At 67.6% G+C, this 17,638-nt stretch carries 17 protein-coding genes and 1 pseudogene; 11 read left to right on the top strand and 7 right to left on the bottom strand.

What is annotated here, in order from left to right; genetic code table 11:
• Window positions 1-84 precede the first annotated feature (84 nt).
• Window positions 85-822 carry an AMP-binding protein gene (locus ACP99_RS05845; RefSeq protein ID WP_049985697.1) on the bottom strand — a complete coding sequence of 246 codons (738 nt, stop codon included), beginning with the start codon at window positions 820-822 and terminating at the stop codon, window positions 85-87.
• Window positions 823-889: 67 nt separating this feature from the next.
• Window positions 890-1,207 (bottom strand): cupin domain-containing protein, encoded by a 318-nt coding sequence (locus ACP99_RS05840; protein WP_049985696.1) that lies wholly within the window; start codon window positions 1,205-1,207, stop codon window positions 890-892.
• Window positions 1,208-1,316: 109 nt separating this feature from the next.
• Here ACP99_RS05840 and ACP99_RS05835 point away from each other — a divergent pair, with 109 nt between their 5' ends.
• A complete protein-coding gene (locus tag ACP99_RS05835) occupies window positions 1,317-1,703 on the top strand; it encodes a cupin domain-containing protein (RefSeq protein WP_049985695.1) in 387 nt (128 codons plus the stop codon).
• Between the two features lie 182 nt (window positions 1,704-1,885).
• On the opposite strand, the gene dnaJ is transcribed toward ACP99_RS05835, so the two are convergent.
• A complete protein-coding gene (gene dnaJ / locus ACP99_RS05830; protein WP_049985694.1) occupies window positions 1,886-3,055 on the bottom strand; it encodes a molecular chaperone DnaJ in 1,170 nt (389 codons plus the stop codon).
• A gap of 129 nt (window positions 3,056-3,184) precedes the next feature.
• On the opposite strand from dnaJ, the gene ACP99_RS05825 reads away from it, so the two are divergent.
• The 3 genes from ACP99_RS05825 (at window position 3,185) to ACP99_RS05815 (ending at window position 5,024) form a co-directional block, all read left to right on the top strand.
• Window positions 3,185-4,234 carry a zinc-binding dehydrogenase gene (locus ACP99_RS05825; RefSeq protein ID WP_049985693.1) on the top strand — a complete coding sequence of 350 codons (1,050 nt, stop codon included), beginning with the start codon at window positions 3,185-3,187 and terminating at the stop codon, window positions 4,232-4,234.
• Entirely contained in the window at window positions 4,224-4,562 is a 339-nt protein-coding gene (locus tag ACP99_RS05820) for a hypothetical protein (protein ID WP_049985692.1), read from the top strand. The genes ACP99_RS05825 and ACP99_RS05820 overlap by 11 nt, the downstream gene beginning before the upstream one ends.
• Window positions 4,563-4,673: 111 nt before the next feature.
• The gene (locus tag ACP99_RS05815) at window positions 4,674-5,024 is read left to right on the top strand and encodes a DUF5802 family protein (protein ID WP_049985691.1); all 351 of its coding nucleotides are present in this window, start codon (window positions 4,674-4,676) and stop codon (window positions 5,022-5,024) included.
• Between the two features lie 30 nt (window positions 5,025-5,054).
• Here the strand turns inward: ACP99_RS05815 and ahbB are convergent, their stop codons facing one another.
• Window positions 5,055-6,101, bottom strand: a complete 1,047-nt coding sequence (gene ahbB, locus ACP99_RS05810; protein WP_049985739.1) for a siroheme decarboxylase subunit beta — start codon at window positions 6,099-6,101, stop codon at window positions 5,055-5,057.
• A gap of 118 nt (window positions 6,102-6,219) precedes the next feature.
• Here ahbB and ACP99_RS05805 point away from each other — a divergent pair, with 118 nt between their 5' ends.
• The 5 genes from ACP99_RS05805 (at window position 6,220) to ACP99_RS05785 (ending at window position 12,098) form a co-directional block, all read left to right on the top strand.
• Window positions 6,220-7,293, top strand: a complete 1,074-nt coding sequence (locus ACP99_RS05805; protein WP_049985690.1) for an anthranilate phosphoribosyltransferase — start codon at window positions 6,220-6,222, stop codon at window positions 7,291-7,293.
• An 85-nt stretch (window positions 7,294-7,378) separates the two neighbouring features.
• Window positions 7,379-7,780, top strand: coding sequence for a nuclear transport factor 2 family protein (locus tag ACP99_RS05800; RefSeq protein WP_049985689.1), 402 nt, complete (start codon window positions 7,379-7,381; stop codon window positions 7,778-7,780).
• A 90-nt stretch (window positions 7,781-7,870) separates the two neighbouring features.
• Window positions 7,871-8,407: a peptidylprolyl isomerase gene (locus ACP99_RS05795; RefSeq protein WP_049985688.1), complete on the top strand. Its 537-nt coding sequence runs from the start codon at window positions 7,871-7,873 to the stop codon at window positions 8,405-8,407.
• 181 nt (window positions 8,408-8,588) lie between these two features.
• Entirely contained in the window at window positions 8,589-10,997 is a 2,409-nt protein-coding gene (locus ACP99_RS05790; RefSeq protein ID WP_049985687.1) for a DNA topoisomerase VI subunit B, read from the top strand.
• A 6-nt stretch (window positions 10,998-11,003) separates the two neighbouring features.
• Window positions 11,004-12,098 (top strand): DNA topoisomerase IV subunit A, encoded by a 1,095-nt coding sequence (locus ACP99_RS05785; protein ID WP_049985686.1) that lies wholly within the window; start codon window positions 11,004-11,006, stop codon window positions 12,096-12,098.
• 30 nt (window positions 12,099-12,128) lie between these two features.
• On the opposite strand, the pseudogene ligA reads toward ACP99_RS05785, so the two are convergent.
• Window positions 12,129-13,990, bottom strand: a pseudogene (gene ligA, locus ACP99_RS05780) (ATP-dependent DNA ligase LigA).
• A gap of 282 nt (window positions 13,991-14,272) precedes the next feature.
• On the opposite strand from ligA, the gene ACP99_RS05775 reads away from it, so the two are divergent.
• Complete coding sequence (locus ACP99_RS05775) at window positions 14,273-15,805, top strand: hypothetical protein (protein ID WP_049985685.1); 1,533 nt, start codon at window positions 14,273-14,275, stop codon at window positions 15,803-15,805.
• Between the two features lie 118 nt (window positions 15,806-15,923).
• Here ACP99_RS05775 and psmB read toward each other — a convergent pair whose 3' ends face one another.
• Together psmB and ACP99_RS05765 are read right to left on the bottom strand one after the other, a co-directional pair.
• Window positions 15,924-16,655 carry an archaeal proteasome endopeptidase complex subunit beta gene (gene psmB, locus ACP99_RS05770; RefSeq protein ID WP_049985684.1) on the bottom strand — a complete coding sequence of 244 codons (732 nt, stop codon included), beginning with the start codon at window positions 16,653-16,655 and terminating at the stop codon, window positions 15,924-15,926.
• Window positions 16,656-16,825: 170 nt separating this feature from the next.
• Window positions 16,826-17,008: a hypothetical protein gene (locus ACP99_RS05765; RefSeq protein WP_231554222.1), complete on the bottom strand. Its 183-nt coding sequence runs from the start codon at window positions 17,006-17,008 to the stop codon at window positions 16,826-16,828.
• Window positions 17,009-17,320: 312 nt separating this feature from the next.
• Between ACP99_RS05765 and ACP99_RS05760 the strand changes: the two genes are divergently transcribed.
• A partial coding sequence (locus ACP99_RS05760) for a DUF555 domain-containing protein (protein WP_049985738.1) occupies window positions 17,321-17,638 on the top strand: 318 nt, incomplete at its 3' end.

Below are 17,638 nucleotides of genomic sequence, written 5' to 3'. Positions count from 1 at the left end.
GAGAATCTTAGGTTTTGTTGTCACTTCCGTCGACGGGAACTGTCGGGACCGAATCCATTCTCGGACGACACAACTGGCCGCCGGTCAGTCGGGAAAGACGATCGTTCCGCCCGCGAGGATCGGCGCGAGCAGTCCCGAGACGGCGACGTCGGCGTCGGTGAGCGGGCCGTCGACGACGGACTCGATGCCCGGTCTGAGATCCCCGTCATCAGCGACGTCTGACGCCGCAGCGAGCGCTCCGGCGTGCGTGACCGTCTCGTCTCCGGTCGCGAGCAGCGGATCCGAGCCCTCGACGTCGACGGGGTGGACGGCGGGGTTCTCGCTCCACACCTCGCTCTCCCAGTGAGTGGTCGTGGCCGACTCGGGTCGGTCGCCGTAGACGGCGAGGCGGTGGCCCGGCGGGAGGTCGAAGTCGCCTTCGCGCGCGGCGGGCGCGACGACGACGCGCGGCGGGGACCCGTCGACGTCGTCGGCGAAGCGGGTCACCGCGCCCAACTGCGCCGCGCCGAAGAACGCGAGTACCGGTTCCGGAAGCCCCCTCGGAACGACGAGCACCTCGTCGCCCGGGCGGACGCCGAGGTACCGGAGGACGTTGCCGGCCTTGTACGAGGTCGTGACGAACTCGCGGTAGCTGTAGGAGCGACCGGGACCGTCCGCGCGCAGTGCGGTCCCGGAGGTTCGTCGGTCGCGGTCGACGAGGGCCGCGACGACCTCCGGATCGCGACACGCCGGGGGAAACTCCGCGGACGGATCGGACGCTGAATCGGACGCGGGCGCTGAACCGGAACCGGGCGCTTGGTCTGCGTCGGGGTCGGCGGTCATACAGTCCAGTGGGCGGCGACGCGAAAAAACGCCGTCGGCTCCGCGCGGGACCCTCTAGTAATCAGTGTCAGGGAGCGCCGACGACGACGAAGGTGCTGGACTCGGAGGCGCTGAGCGTCCGGGTCGCATCGGGAGCCACGCGGACGGCCTCCCCGGCGTCCATCGGGACCTCGTTGCCGTCGACTTCGATCGTCGCGGTGCCCTCGACGAGGTAGTACACCTCCTCGTGGTCGTCGCCGGCGTGGTCGTGCTCCATCCCCGACCAGCCCGCCTCGGCGTCGAGGACGGTGAAACCGAGGTTCTCGCAGTCGAGCGCCTCGCGCATAAAGTGCATTCCGGGGGCCTTCTCGTCGCCTTCGGCAACGCTGGCTTTCGTGTACGACATCGCGTGTCGGTACGTCCGAACGGTACGTGAAAGTGTGGGTCGGTGTGACGTGTTCCGTGCGGTGTCCGGTGAGCGAACAATTAACACGGGTCGTCCGCCTGCTTCGGTTATGGCGGAGTTCAGCGTCGTCGATCCCGAGGACGTGCCGAAAGACCAGTTCAACACCTGCGAGACCGCCGTGCGCAAACTGACGGACCGCCTCGGCGCGACCGAGGTCAGGGTGAATCAGGTGATCGTCGAGCCGGGCGAGGTGACGACGCCGCACACTCACGATGGGCAGGAGGAGGTGTTCGTCGCGATGACCGACGGCCAGATCTCGATCGAGGGCGACGTACACGACGTCTCCCAAGGCAGTGTCGTGCGCGTCCATCCCGACACGGTCCGGAATCTGCTGAACCGCACGGACGACGCGACGCACGTCTGGCTCGCTTTCGGCGCGCCGCCGGTCGGGACGGTCGACGACTTCGGTTCCTACGTCGTCGACGACGAGGGGTGAGGTATCTACGCCGGTCTAGACGCGAGGGCGGTCACAGAAGCGGAGCGGGGCTGTGCGGAGGCGGAGAACACAAGCAAGTTGAACCGCGAGGCTCGCGTTCGCGAGTCTCGCGGGGTGTTTTTCCCACCAAGTTTTCGCGCGGAGGGGTCCACAGGACCCCTCCGCAGTAAAAAGGTGGGTGGCTAGAGCGAGTTCTTGATCTTCTCGAAGAACCCCTCGGTGACGTCGACCTCCTCGCCGCCCGCCTCGGCGAACGCTTCGAGCGCCTCCTTCTGCTCCTCGTTGAGGCTCTCGGGCGTGACGACCTGCACCTGCACGTAGAGGTCGCCGTGGCCACGACCGCGGAGGTGCGGCATCCCCTCGCTGCGGATCCGGAACTCCTCGCCGCTCTGGGTGCCGGCGGGGATCTCAAGTTCCGTCGTGCCGTCGACGGTCGGGATCTCGACGGTCGCGCCGAAGACCGCCTTGGGGAACGAGATGGGATGCTGGTGGTAGAGGTCGTCGCCGTCACGCGTGAACTCGTCGTGATCGCGGACCTCGACGTCGATGAGCAGGTCGCCCTTCGGGCCACCGTTCTCGCCGGGCGCGCCCTCCCGTTCCATCCGGAGCGTCTGTCCGCTGCGGATGCCCGCGGGGATGTCGACGGTCAGCGTCGCCTCCTCGCGGGTGATGCCGTCGCCGCCGCAGACCGAACACGTCTCGCTGTAGGTCTCTCCGGTCCCCTCGCAGCGACGGCACGTCTGCGTCTGCTGGACGCGGCCGAGCGGCGTGTCGCGGACGGTCGTCGTCTGTCCCTGGCCGTTGCACTCCGGGCAGGTGTTGACGTCGGCGTCGGCGGGGTGGCCGCGGCCGTCGCACTCCGAACACTCCTCCGGGCGAGTGATCGTGAACTGCTTTTCGACGCCCTCGTAGACCTCTTCGAGGTCCAGCGTGACCTGCGTGCGGATGTTCTGGCCCTGTCGGGGGCGGTTTCGCTGTCGGCCGCCGCCCTGACCGCCGCCGAAGAACTGGCTGAAGATGTCGTCGAAGGGGCTGCCCTGACCGCCGCCCATTCCGCCCATCCCCCCGAAGGGGTTGCCCTGGCCGCGGCCGCCCGCGCCGCCGCCACCGACGCCGCCGCGCTTTTCGGCCTGCTCGAACCGCTCGTGGCCCAGTTGGTCGTACATCTGGCGCTTCTCGTCGTCGGTGAGGACCTCCTTGGCCTTCTTGACCTTCTTGAATTTCTCCTCGGCGTCGGCCTCCTCGGAGACGTCGGGATGATACTCGGCCGCCTTCTTCCGGTAGGCCTGCTTGATCTCGTCCTCGCTGGCGTCTCGGGAGACGCCGAGGACGTCGTAGAAGTCCTCGCTCATTCGTTGTCGGAGTCCTACACGGTTGAGCTACTTCAACGGAACGGGTCGTGGACGACGGGGCGAGAGGCGCAGAGACAGACTGCGTTCTGTCCCCCCCGCGCTTTTGTGTGGTCCAGACGAGAAGGTGGTATGAAAGCCGTTCAGTTCGCGGAACACGGCGGACGCGACGTCATCGAGTACGGCGAGTTTCCCGATCCGGACGTCGGTCGCGACGAGGCGCTCGTGGACGTGAAGGCCGGCGCGTTGAACCACTTGGACGTCTGGACGCGCCGGGGGCTCCCCGGACTCGACCTCCCGTTCCCGCACATTCCCGGGAGCGATATGGCCGGCGTCGTCACCGAGGTCGGCGCGGACGTGACGCGCGTGTCGCCGGGCGACCGCGTGACGCTGCTGGCGGGAACCGTCGAGGAGGAAGGCGGCGGGTCCGAGTTCCCGCGTCGCGACGATCCGACGCTGGCCGCGGGCTTCGGGATCATCGGCGAGGACTCCCGGGGCGTCCACTCGGAGTACGCTGCCGTGCCCGCCGAGAACCTCGTTCCCGTGCCGGAACACGTCCCCTGGGAGGTCGCCGGATCGGTCTCGCTCGTCTTCCAGACGGCGTGGCGGATGCTGATCCACAGAGCCGACGTGCGGGCGGGCGAGCGGGTGCTGGTCCAGGGGGCATCGGGCGGCGTCGGCCACGCCGCGGTGCAGATCGCCGACTACGCCGGCTGTGAGGTGTACGCGACCGCGTCCTCGGCCGAAAAGCTCGACTACGCTGCCGACTGCGGGGCCGACCACGGGATCAACTACGAGGAGGCGCCCCTCGTCGACGCAGTCTACGACCTGACTGACGGGCGCGGCGTCGACGTCGTCGTCGACCACGTCGGGGAAGCCACGTACGGCGACTCGCTGAAGTGCCTCCGGAAGGGCGGTCGATACGTCACCTGCGGGGCGACGACGGGACCGAACCCCGACGCCGCGTTGAACCGGATCTTCTTCGATCAGTTGGAGGTCATCGGCTCGACGATGGCGACGCCCGAGCAGGCCGAGGAAGTGCTCGGACTCGTCTGGGACGGCGTCTTCGAGCCGCGCATACGGGAGACGCTGCCGATGAGCGAGACCGCGCGCGCCCACGAGATCATCGAGAACCGTGAGGGCTTTGGCAAAGTGGTCGTAATCCCAGACAGTGAGCTCTGACGACGCCGGATACGTGCACCGCCCGGGCGACCTCGATTCGGAGACCGGAGCGGCCGCCACGGGGGACGCACCCGAGTCGGAGGCGTCCAGCGGTTCGGCGTCGGACGCGACGACCGACGGCTTCGGCGCGCGCGGGTGGGTCCTCGTCGGCGTGCTCGTCCTCTGTACGCTCGTGATCCCGGGAATCATCTACGTCCGGCCGGGCGTCCTCTCCGCGCTCGGCATCCCCTACATCGTCTCTCTGCTCGTCCTCCCGCTGCTCCCGGCGGCCGCGCTCGGCCTCACCGCGGTCTGGGCGATGACCGCGGCGACCCACGGCGAGGAGTGAGTGCGAGCGCCGCCAGACCCGACCCCGCACGGCGATCGCGCTGATTGCGCTTCCATTTGAAGTTTGCCGGAAAGACTTATTGCCGACTGTGTGTGAGAACATCTCGCACAGATGTTCGAAACGTTCTCCACGAGCTACTACCTGGGACGGCTCTACGTCGAACCGGCCGACCGGGACGTTCCCGCGATCCAGCGGGCGGACCACGAGCGCGTGAACGAGCACCTCTACGGCGACGAGGGGCTCTTCCGTACGGACGCGCCGCTCGTGATGAAACTCGACAACGGCCACATCCCGGTGCTCGGCGACGACGAGGTCCCCTCGGGAACGCTCGCGGTCCCCGAATCGGCCATCGACGACGACCTCCCCGCCGAGCGCGACGTGTTGCTGGCGAAGTCCGACCGCGCCGCGGAACTGCTCCGCTACTCGGGCTATCGCTTCGGCGACGACGACGCGGTGGCGTAGTCTTCGCCTCCGAGGTGCGCGACCCCGCAGTCACTCGCTCCCGGCGCTCACGAGTTCGTCGTAGCGCGCGCCGGTCTGCTTCAGCGTCTCCGTCGAGTAGAGCCGCTCGTGCTCGAACGGCAGGTGTTCGGCGGCGAGTTCGTCGACCTTGGCGTCGACGGCGTCGCTCTCGCGGCCGTGGATCATCGTGAAGAGGTTGTACTCCCAGTCCTGCTCGGGGCGGCGCGGACGGTGATAACACAGCGTGACGTAGGGCAGTTCGCCCGCGGACTGGCCGCGCTCGTCGAGTTCGTCGTCGGGGACGTCCCAGACGACCATACAGTTCGCGTCGAAGCCGGTGACGACGTGGTTGACGACGCAGCCGATCCGCTTGATGCAGCCGTCCGCGAGCAGTCGCTCGACGGCGTCGATGACTTCCGCGGTGTCCGCGTCGATGGCCGCTGCGACGTCGGCGTACGGCCTCGCAGACAGCGGGAAGCCGTCTTGGATCTCCACGAGCAGATTCGCCTCCAACTCGCTCAGGTCGCCGACGGCCTCCTCGGAGATCCGCGTCGCCGACGCGTCCGTGGCCGCGACGCTCTCGCGGGCGAACGCGTCGTCGTTGACGACGGGGAACTCGAGGTCGATGTAGTAGTCGGTGAGCATCGGGAGATCGAGGACCGACAGTCCCGTCCGCTCCTCGATCTCGGCGAGAATGGCGTCCCGTTTGTCCCTCGACGCCGCCGTGACGACGAACCACATGTTCCACTCGTGGTCGCGGCGGTAGTTGTGGTTCACCTGCCGGTAGCCGTTGATTATCTCCGCGACCTCGTCGAACCGTTCGTCGGGGGCCGAGACGGCCGCGAGCGTCGAACTACCGATGACGGGCGGGTTCAGCACCGCGCCGAACCGGCGGAAGATCCCGCGCTCTCGGAGCCGACGGACCCGTTCGAGCGCCTCCGCCTCACTGATCCCGAGGTCGTCGCCGACGACGCGGAACGGCCGTTCGACGACGGGGAAGCCGCTCTGGTACTCGTCGACGAGGGCGGCGTCGATCTCGTCGAGGTCGGTCCGCCAGTCGTCCTCCAGTGCGCTCATTACCTCGACGTTGGCGCGGACGAACGTACGTATTTCGGCCTCGTCTTCCCGCCGAGCCTCCCGCCGATCGAGAACCGAGCGGACCACTTTTGACGGTCCCACCCCTACCCGTGACCATATGGCGCAAGCGCCGGAGACCGCCGAATTCGGGGAGTGGCCGCTGAAACGACTGATGACCGAAGTCGTCGGGACGGGCGTCAAGTCCGCCGAGGACATGACGCGCGAGCAGGCGACCGAGGCGATGGAGCGCATCCTCGCCGGTGAACCCGACCACACGACGCTCGGAGCCTTCTGGCTGGCGAACCGCTGGAAGCACAACAACAGCGAGGAACTGGCCGCCTACGCCGACGTCATCGCCGAGGACGTCGTCTACGCCGAGCCCGACGTCGACCCCGTCGACTGCGGCGCGAACTACGACGGCAAGGGCGACACCGCGATCCTCGGCGCGGCGGCGGGCATCGTCGCCGCGGGCGCGGGCACGCCCGTCGTCGTCCACTCGGGCGACCGCGTGCCGACGCAGAAGCAGGACGCCTACAAGCACGTCCTCGACGAACTGGGGATCAGAACCGAACTCGCCCCCGTCGAGAGCGCGGCGATGGTCGACGAGACCGGATTCGGCTTCTACTACCAGCCGGAGTTCGCCCCGCTCGTCCACGCGCTGTGGGAGCGCCGCGACCAGATGGGCGTCCGCACGTTCGTCAACACCGTCGAGACGATCGCCAACCCCGCGAGGGCCGACGTCCACCTCGGCTCCTTCTACCACCTCGCGTTCGCGAAGAAGATCACGGACACGTTCGAGAAGATGGAGAGCCAGAGCCCCCACCGCGTCGTGATGTTCCAGGGGATGGAGGGCTACGACGACATCCGACCGGGCTACACGAAGGTCGGCGAGTGGACCGACGGCGAGTTCACCGACTACGAGATCGAGACGCCCGAGTACGGGATGGACTTCGAGTACGAGGATCTGGAGGTCGACCCCGAGGACGTCGCCGGCGACTCCGCCCGTCTGACCGAGGAGATCCTCGCCGGCGAGCGCGACGATCACTTCGCGGACGCCGTCGCGCTCAACGCCGCGTTCCGGATCTACGCCCGCGAGGACGCCGAAACGATCGACGAGGGCCTGGAGATGGCCCGCGAGAGCATCGCATCGGGCGCGGCCGAAGCCGTTCTCGACGACTTGCGGGCGTTCTAACTGGGGCGACCGGCGTCGCCGTCCCGAACCGATACGCCGGGATCTGCCGACAGACGTTTTCACCGCGGACGTTCAAATCGGAACGATGTCCGCCGAGGATCGCATCCGCGAGTACTACGCCGCCCTTCGAGACGGCGAGCCACTGTACCCGTTCTTCGCACGCGACCCGTCAGTCGTGAAATACGGCATCACCGAGAAGTTGACCGGGTACGAGGCGATCGAAACGGGCCTTCGGGAACAGACCGAGACGACCGAACACTGGCGCGTCGAGAGTGCGTCCCTCCGAGTCGTCGAGCGCGGCGACTGTGCGTGGTTCGCCGACGACGTCAGGATGGCGTGGCGAGACAGCGACTCCGGTCGGGAGTACGACTTCGATAGTCGGTGGAGCGGGACACTGAAGCGACGCGTTGGTGACGACGGCGACTCAGCGTGGCTGTTTGTTGGGATGCACGTGAGCGCGGTCCCCGACGGACCGCTCTCCGACTGACACGACCCGTTGACCGCCTCATGTCGCTCGTCTCTGCTCGGGTGTCGCGTGAGTGAACACCGTTTTGTATCCGTCGCTCCTCTCGCTCCTATGGTCGACGACGCAGACCTCGAAAATCCCGAGAACCCGGTTGTCACGCTGCACACCACCAAGGGCGACATCACGCTCGAACTGTTCGAGCAGCGCGCCCCGCGCACGGTCGAGAACTTCCTCGGCCTCGCGACCGGCGAGAAGGAGTGGAGCGACCCCGAGACCGGCGAGACCCGCACGGACTCGCTGTACGAGGGGACGATCTTTCACCGGATCATCGACGACTTCATGATCCAGGGCGGCGACCCCGAGGGGACCGGCCGCGGCGGCCCGGGCTACACCTTCGACGACGAGTTCCACGAGGACCTCAACCACGACGGCGCGGGCGTGCTCTCGATGGCGAACCGCGGGCCCAACACCAACGGCTCGCAGTTCTTCATCACGCTCGGCGCACAGCCGCACCTCGACGGCAAACACGCCGTGTTCGGGCACGTCGTCGAGGGGATGGACGTCGTCGAGGAGATCGGCAACGTGCCGACCGACCGCAACGACGCGCCGCTGAAGGACATCGAGATCGAGTCGATCGACGTCGAATAGCGGGTTCGACTCGGGAAGGCGGGGCGCGGGGTCGCGAGCGACGAACCGTCGAGTCGGTGTCGCGGCGGTCGTACCGTCGGTTTCCAGACGACAGCCGCCGAGGATCTCCGCTCTCACCGCTTCACTTTCACCGTACTCCCGAACCCTTCATAACCGTCCGTCGGAAAGTGGTCCGCACAGAATGACCTCGATACAGTCGACGCTCGGCGAGGAAGAGGGAGGCGGGATCGCCGAGGAGCTGGCGGAGGGCCAGCGCGCGATCTCCATCGCCGAGTTCTTCGAGAAGAACAAACACATGCTCGGCTTCGACTCCGGAGCCCGGGGGCTCGTCACCGCCGTCAAGGAGGCGGTCGACAACGCCCTCGACGCGACGGAGGAGGCCGGGATCAAGCCCGACATCTCCATCGAGATCCGCGAGTCCGGCGACTACTACACCCTGATCGTCGAGGACAACGGCCCGGGGATCACGCGCGAGCAGATCCCGAAGGTGTTCGGGAAGCTCCTCTACGGCTCGCGCTTCCACGCCCGCGAGCAGAGCAGGGGACAGCAGGGGATCGGTATCTCGGCGGCCGTGCTCTACTCTCAGCTCACGTCCGGGAAACCGGCGAAGATCACCTCGCGGACCCAGCGCGACGAACGCGCGCAGTACTTCGAGCTCATCATCGACACCGACACGAACGAGCCGGAGATCCAGGTCGACGAGGAGCGCGCCCCCGGCGAATCCGACCTCTCGCCGACGCACGGGACGCGGATCGAAATGGAGATGGAGGCGAACATGCGGGCGCGCCAGCAGCTCCACGACTACGTGAAACACACCGCGGTCGTCAACCCCCACGCGCGGCTCGTCCTCTCGGAACCGGGCCTCGACGAACCGCGACACTACGAGCGCGTCGAGGGCGCGGACCTGCCCGCCGAGACCGAGGAGATCCGCCCGCATCCGCACGGCGTCGAATTGGGGACGCTCATCAAGATGCTCGGCGCGACGGAGTCCTACTCCGTCTCGGGCTTCTTACAGGAGGAGTTCACCCGCGTCGGCGCGAAGACCAGCGAGAAGGTCATCGACAGCTTCCGGGACCGACACTTCGGCCGGGAGATGGGCTGGTCGGTGCCGCGAGGTCCGGAAGTCGATCTCGAAGCCGCAATCGCGGACGCCGTCGCGAACAAGGGCGCTGCGGCGACCGAGACGTTCGCCGAGCGGGTCGCGAACACGCTCTCCTCGCGGGAGCGGACCGCCCACGCGGAACTGCGAGAGATCGTCGACACCGTCGCCGAGGACGTCGAATCTGAGTTCGACGCGAACTTCGGCGACACCGTCAGGGAGAACGCGGTCGACGCCGCCTGGTCGGTCCTGCAATCGGAGCTGAGCGCGGACCTCTACGGCCTCGTCGACGACGCCACGAGCACCCGGAAGGACGACGCGACCATCTCGGGACTGGCAGAACGGCTGGCTGACAAATTCGAGGCGGGCGACGCCCGGAACCGCGCCACGCGGGCGACGATCGTCGAGTACGTCGACCGGTCGGCGGACCGGCTGGTCTCCGACGACACCTCCTTCGGTGAGACCGCGCGCGAGAACGTCGTCGAGGCGCTCTGGGCGGCGATGCGTACCGTCCCCGACGACGTGCCGAAGGTGAAGCGAGTCGCCGAGGACCGCGACATCGCCTCCCAGCTCTTGGAAGCGATGCGCGAGACCGACATCCTCGCGCCGCCGACGAACTGCCTCTCGCCGATCACGGCCGAACTCGTCGAGGCCGGACTGAAAAAGGAGTTCGACGCCGACTTCTACGCCGCGTCGACCCGCGACGCGGAGGTCCACGGCGGCGACCCCTTCATCGTCGAGGCGGGGATCGCCTACGGCGGCGAGCTGGAGGACGGAACCGTCGATCTCCTCCGCTTTGCGAACCGCGTCCCGCTGGTCTACCAGCGGGGCGCGTGCGCGACGACGGACGTCGTCAAGAACATCGGCTGGCGGAACTACGGGCTCGACCAGCCCGGCGGCTCCGGGATGCCCAACGGCCCCGCCGTGATTATGATCCACGTCGCCTCGACGAACGTGCCGTTCACGAGCGAGTCCAAGGACGCCATCGCGAACATCCCCGCGATCGAAGACGAGATCGAACTCGCGGTCCGAGAGGCCGCCCGCGAGCTCAAATCGTACCTGAACAAGCGCCGCTCGATGCAGAAGCGCCGGAAGAAACAGGACGTCCTCGGGCGGATCCTGCCCGAGATGGCCGACAAGCTCTCGGAGGTGACGGGTCGGCCCCGACCCAACATCGACGGCGCGCTCGCGCGGATTATGAACAACGTCAGCGTCGAGCGCGAGGTCGACGACGGCAGCGTCACGCTCGTCGTCGAGAACCACTCCGACCGGACCGAGACGCCGAAGATCACCGAAATCGTCTCCGCCGAACCCGCGGACCTCCCGGACGCCGCGAGCGTCGTCGACCTCGACGGCGAGTGGTTCATCACGTGGGAGCCGTCGGTCGGCGGGGGCGAGACGGTGACGCTGACGTACACGACCACCGCTGACGCCGACTTCGAGATAGACGTCGACGGCGTGGACGCGGAGAAACTGACCATCGACGCCTAACCAACTATGAGCACGAAACAGGACGAGGAACTCGCACAGGAGCGCCTCATCGATCTCGCCGCGGAGTTCTACGACCAGTTCGCGGCCGGAGAGGTACCGCAGATGAACATCCCGACGCGGACGAAGTCGAACATCGTCTTCGACGAGGACTCGAAGGTGTGGGTCTACGGCGACCGCACGTCGACCCGCTCTGCGAACAGCGTTCGCGGCGCGCGAAAGCTCCTGAAGGCCTCCTACGCCATCGAGTTCCTCGTGAACCAACTGGAGGAGGACCGCTCCTCGACGCTGCGTGAGCTGTACTACCTCTCTGAGTCGTGGGACAACGAGGAAGCGCAGTTCCAGAGCCAAGACGAGTCGAATCAGCTGATCGAGGACCTCGAGATCGTCTCGCAGGTCACCCGCGAGGACTTCCACATGCGCCCCGAGGAGTCGGGCGCTACGCTGATGGGGCCGCTGGAACTCCGCGAGCAGACCCGCCGCGGCGAACGGGACATCCACTGTCAGGAGGACGTCGGCGAGGGTGGCTATCAGATCCCGAACAACCCCGACACGATCGAATTTCTGGACCACGACGTCGACTTCGTCCTCTGCGTCGAGACCGGTGGGATGCGCGACCGACTGGTCGAGAACGGCTTCGACGACGAGTACAACTGCCTCGTCGTCCACCTGAAGGGTCAGCCCGCCCGGGCGACCCGTCGGATCACCAAACGCCTGCACGACGAACTGGACCTGCCGGTCGTGGTGTTCACAGACGGCGACCCGTGGTCTTACCGGATCTACGGCTCGGTCGCCTACGGCTCGATCAAGTCCGCGCACCTCTCGGAGTACCTCGCGACGCCGGAGGCCCGCTTCGTCGGAATCCAGCCGGAGGACATCGTGGAGTACGACCTGCCGACGGACCCGCTGGCGGACTCCGACATCAACGCCCTCGAATCGGAACTGGAGGACCCCCGCTTCGAGACCGACTACTGGACCGAGCAGATCGAACTCCAACTCGACATCGAGAAGAAGGCCGAACAGCAGGCGCTAGCCGCTCGCGGGCTCGACTTCGTCACCGAGACGTACCTCCCCGAGCGGCTCTCGGCGATGGGCGTCCTGTAGCGAGCAGGTTCCGCTGTTCTCCGCAGCGTCCTACTGGGAGTCGACCAATCGTTCGACGCGGTCGAGGCTATCCGCGTCGGTCGCGGTCTTGTCCTCGCGGACTGTCACGAACCGCGGGAACCGGAGCGCGTAGCCGGACTCGTACGTCGGCGAGCGCTGGATCTCCTCGTACCCGACCTCGAAGACGACCTCGGGCGCGATCGAGACGGTCTGCCCCGACTCGCGCTCGACGTGTGGTTCGAGCTGTTCGGTCAGCGATTCGAGTTCCTCGTCGGTGATCCCGGTCGCGACCTTCCCGATCGTCGCGTAGCCGTCGCTCGCGGCGTCCACGCCGTCGCGGGCTGTCTCGGCTGCGGATCCCCCGCTATCGACCCGCGCGGAGAGCAGAAACGTCCCCAGCAGGTTCGCGCGTCGGCCCTCGCCCCACTCCGCGCCGGTGACGACGAGGTCGAGCGTCTCGACGTCGGGCTTGCGTTTCAGCCAGTTCTGCCCCCGCTTGCCGGCGCGTAGGTCGATTCGGGCTCTTTCAGCATTATCCCCTCGTGGCCGGCGTCGAGCGCGGCCTCCTCGACGGACGCGATCTCCTCGGGGTCGTCGGAGCGGGCGGGCTCGGAGACGGCGTCGGTGTCGCCGAGCAGCGCGTCGAGTCGGTCGTGTCGCGCCGTCAGGGGCGCATCGAGAAGATCCTCGCCGTCGACGTGCAGGCAGTCGAACGCGCGCAGTTCCACGCGCACCTCCTCGCGCATCCGCTCGACGTCGTACTTGCGGCGGAAGCGGCGCAGCACCTCCTGAAACGGGAGCGGCGAGCCGTCTCCGTCGACGGCGACGACCTCCCCGTCGAGGACGGCCGGGACGTCGAGTTCGCGCTCGACGAACTCGACGACCTCCGGCAGCGGATCGGTGACGTCGTCCATGTTCCGCGAGAACAGCGAGACCGACTCGCCGTCGTAGTGGACCTGCACCCGCGCGCCGTCGAACTTGGTCTCGACGATCGCCTCGCCCCACTCCTCGAGCGCGTCGGTGGCGCTGCCCGCCTGCGCGAGCATCGCCTGCACCGGCCGTCCGACCTCCAGTCCGATCGAATCGAGGCCCGCGCGGCCCTCCTCGCGGGCGACGCGCGCGACCATCCCGTAGTCGTTCGAGACCTGCAGCGCCCGCTCGACGGCCGCGACGCTGTCTGAGCCGTCGGCGTCGTCTGCGTCGTGGCTATTCGCGGTGTCGTCGGCATTCTCACCGTCGTCGACGTCCGCAGCGTCGTCGGCGTCTGCAGCGCCGTCGGAGTCATCGGCTCCGCTCGACTCGTCTGCGACTGCGTCGTCATCTTCGTCCACGAACGCCGCGGCGACGGCGTCGCGGACGGTTCCCTCGCCGACGCCGATCCGCATCTCCCCGAGGACGAGCCGCGCGAGGAACGTCGCCTCGGTCGACGAAGCGCTGTTGAACAGCCCGAACAGCGTGTCGAGCCGCCGCCTCTCGCTGCCCTCGCCCGTAATCGTCGCGATCTCGCGGAGCCGCTCGTCGACCTCGGCGACGGTCAGACCCTCGCTTTCGGCGTCGCCCCCGGTGAACGCACCGAGTCCGCGCTGCCCGCCGAAGTCGTAACTGCCCGCGACGGCTCCGATCTCGCCGACCTCCGCGAGCTTCGCCTCCACGTCGTCGGCGTCGACGTTCGGGCCCGCGGCGCGGGCGATCGCCTCGTGTAAGAGCGCGGGGCCGACGTCCAGCGTCGTCGCGTCCCACGCCGGGTACACGCGGCCCTGCAGGAAGCGAACGACTGTCGGCAGGTCCCCGTCGGCGTCGCCGAGGAGATCGACGACGAGGTCGGTCGTCGCCAGGTCGCCGGGCTCCTCCGCGATCGCTTCCGCACGCGCTGCGAACTCCGCGAACTCCATTGGCGGGGTGTAGCGACCGGGTCGTCAAGAGTCCGCCGACTCCGCGTGGACACCGTCACGTTCGCAACTGATGGCTGACAGCCGGCACACCGGTGGCGACGACGCCCTCGCCGACGTCGTCGACGCCGCTCCCGCGATGCCGTGCCGGACAACCGCTGCACAACGCGGGATAGCTGTTATCGCACGCGGCCTCTGGCCGCCCGATCGGATATAAAGGTACGGCGGCCGGTCGCCGCTGTCCGAAGCACGGGATTCAAGCCGCCGGATCCCGCACGGACGGCTATGACCGATGAGCTGGCGGACGCGGTGCGCGACGCGCTCGCCGTCGACGTCGAGGAGTTCGAAGCACAGGCGCGCGCGGACGCCGAGGTGGTGAAGGCCGAACTCCGCGAGGGGACGTTCGACAACCACCAGTCGATCGTCGGGTTGGAGTACGAGTTCTACGCCGTCGCCGACGGCCGGTGGGCCGCCTCCGACGACGCCGACGTCTTCGCGCTGATGCGCGTGCCGCGTCGGCTGCTCGATCTCATCGGATTCGAGAAGGAACTCGGCCTGCACAACGCCGAGATGACGACCAGCCCGCAACCGCTGAACCCCGACGGCCTGCGCGCACAGGAGTCGGAGGTTCGCGCGCGACTCGGCGCGGCGCTCGACTGCACCAGCGCCGAGGGAATCCGCCTCGTCAGCGACGGCCTGTGGACGATCCCGCCGGCGGGCGAGACCGCTCGGGAGTACCTGACCGACAGCGTCGAGGCCGACGGCGTCCGCATCGCGACGAACATGAGCGGCTCCGTTCGGTACCACGCGATGGCCAACGGGCCGACCGCGCCCGAGGAGATGACCATCGACGCGCCGAACGTCTCGCTGTCCGCGGACACCGTGATGCCCGAGTCGCTCATCACCTCCATCCAGCCGCACTACCAGGTCGCCCACGCCGCCGACCTCCCGACGTACTTCAACTACGCGCTCCGCGTTGCCGGACCGCTTCTCGCCCTCGGCGTCAACTCTCCGTTCTTCCCGCCGGACCTCTACGACGACGTCGGCGCACAGGAGATCCTCGCGGACGGTTACGCCGAGAACCGGATCCTCGTCTTCGAGTCGGTTCTCAACGCGGGCGAGACGGAGAAAGTCACGTTCCCCGGGGACCTCGAACACGTCGAACAGGCGGTCGACCGCGTCGTCGACGACGCGACGATGGTGCCGATGCCGGTTCCGGAGGGGAACCGATTCGACGACGAGTTCGCGACGCTCCGCCGGAAGCACGGCACCTACTGGCGCTGGGTCCGCCCGGTCTTCGACGGCGCGTCGCGCTCGTCGGCGAACGCCCGCATCGAGTTCCGCCCGATCGCCGCCCAGCCCACGGTCCGGGACTCGATCGCCTTCCAGGCGACCTTCGCGGGGCTGATGGAGAGCCTCCCGCGGCGGCAGCACCCCGCGACGAGCCAGTCGTGGTCGACGGCCCAGGAGAACTTCTACGCGGCGATGCGCGAGGGGCTCGACAGCGGCCAGCGGTGGGTCTGCAACGACGGCGCAGAGACCATCGACGTCGACACCGTCTACGAGGACATCTTCGCCCACGCCGTCGACGGACTCACGGCCGCCGGCTGTTCGGAGGAGGAGGCCGAGCGCTACGTGAGCCCCCTACGGGCTCGGGTCGACGCGGAGACGACGCCCGCCGACTGGAAGGTCGCGCGGGTCCGCGAGTACCTCGCCGACGGCGAGAGCTTCGCGGACGCGGTCGCCGAGATGCAGCGCGACTACGTCCGAAAGCAGCGAGAGACGCTGCTGGACGGCTCATTCGCCGATTGGCTGTAGTCGCCGGCGCGCGCCCGTCACAGCGTGAACCGCACGCTGGGCACTCGTATACCGAGTGACCGCGAGAGGAAAAAGTCGAGCGGGGACGCGAAGCCCCGGGTTACTAGAAGCCGACCGATTACAGGACGTCCGCGAAGTCCTTGTGCTGGGAGATCTCGACGCCGTCTTCGGTGACGACGCAGACGTTGATGCCGTTACCGGAGGCGAGGTCGCGCTCGACCGCGCTCTTGATCGCGCGGGCCGCGACCGTCTTCGCCTCGTCGATCGACAGTTCGTCGTTGTACTCCTGTTCGAGGACACCGAGGGCGTACTGGCTGCCCGAGCCGGTGACGGTGTACTCCTCTTCGAGGATCGACCCGGCGGGGTCGATGCTGTAGATGTGCGGGCCCTCCTCGTCGACGCCACCGAGGATCGGCTGGACGATGAAGAACGCGCCCGACCGCAGGAAGTTCCCGAGGAGCGTCGAGAGCGCCTGCATACTCATATCCTCGCCGCGGCGGGCCTCGTAGAGGCGGACCTCCGCGCGGATCGAACTGATCAGCGACTGGGCGGCCGAGACCGAGCCGGCGATGGTGAGCGCGCCGGTCGGGTGGATCTCCTCGACCTTCTGGACGTTCTTCGAGGAGACCATCCGGCCGAGACTCGCGCGCATATCGGTCGCGAGAACGACGCCCTCGCTCGTCTTCAGGCCGACGGTCGTCGTACCCGTCTTGGTCTCTTTGTCGCCCATCTGCTCGGCGCGCTGCTCGGCGTTGGAGAACTCGCCGAGTTCAGGGGAGAACACGCCGGAGTGCTCGCCGTTCAGCGGATCGAGACGCCCCGAAGCATCATCGCTCATAGGAGTACGCATTACCCGGGATAGTCGCCCGTCGCTGATAAATGCCACCCTTCCCACCGCTGTTGCCCGTACTCGGACTGGTCGGCCCGACCGGACACGGAGGTGGAGAGGCGGGGGCGCTATCGGCCGTAGCTGTGGCTCACAGGAACGCTGTGGTCGATCGAAAACGAGTCGGCAGTCCCTCAGCGGTGTCGTCCGCGTGCGTCGGCCCGTTCGTACGTCTGTTCTGCGGACTCGATGAGCGGCCGGACGGGCAGCGTGAGTCCGAGTCGTCGCGCGAACAGCGCGAGCGGCATCGCGAGGAGCCCGAAGAGCAGCGTGGTCTGGTACAGCAGGAACGCCGCGCTTCGGTGCAGGTCTGTCATCATCGCCTTGCTCGACCGGGAGCGGCGGTGGTATATAAACTTTCCTTGTGCGAGGCGACGATCACCCCTCCGCAGTAGTGCGATTAAACGGGATTTGTTGTTGAGACAAATACAGTTTACCGATCGTCGACTCACGCGGTAGGGACCGCGTCAACAGCCGACTTCGTCGGCATAACTTATGCGCGTTATCGAAGTCCCGTACGCGAGGAGTACGAGAGAAACAGGGACCGACGCCGCGGTCCGCGATGCTAACGGCTCGCACGGGCGAGGACGAACCACAAGACACGAAACCCCGTGGAACGTCTCGCTCGTATGAGCAACTATCTCGTCGCGATGGAGGCGGCGTGGCTGGTCCGCGACGTCGAGGACATCGACGACGCGATCGGCGTCGCCGTCAGCGAAGCGGGGAAGCGACTCAACGATCAGAACAAAGAGTACGTCGAGGTCGAGGTGGGCGCGACGCCGTGTCCCGCCTGCGGCGAACCGTTCGACTCCGCGTTCATCGCGGCGAACACGGCGCTCGTGGGGCTCCTGCTCGAAATCGACGTCTTCAACGCCGACAGCGAGGAGCACGCGTCCCGAATCGCCAAGAGCGAGGTCGGCGGCGCGCTCCGCGACGTTCCCCTCTCG

Source organism: Halobellus rufus (genome assembly GCF_000739575.1).
In the GTDB taxonomy this organism is placed as follows: domain Archaea; phylum Halobacteriota; class Halobacteria; order Halobacteriales; family Haloferacaceae; genus Haloquadratum; species Haloquadratum rufum.
This window is presented reverse-complemented; position numbering and strand designations above follow the sequence as displayed.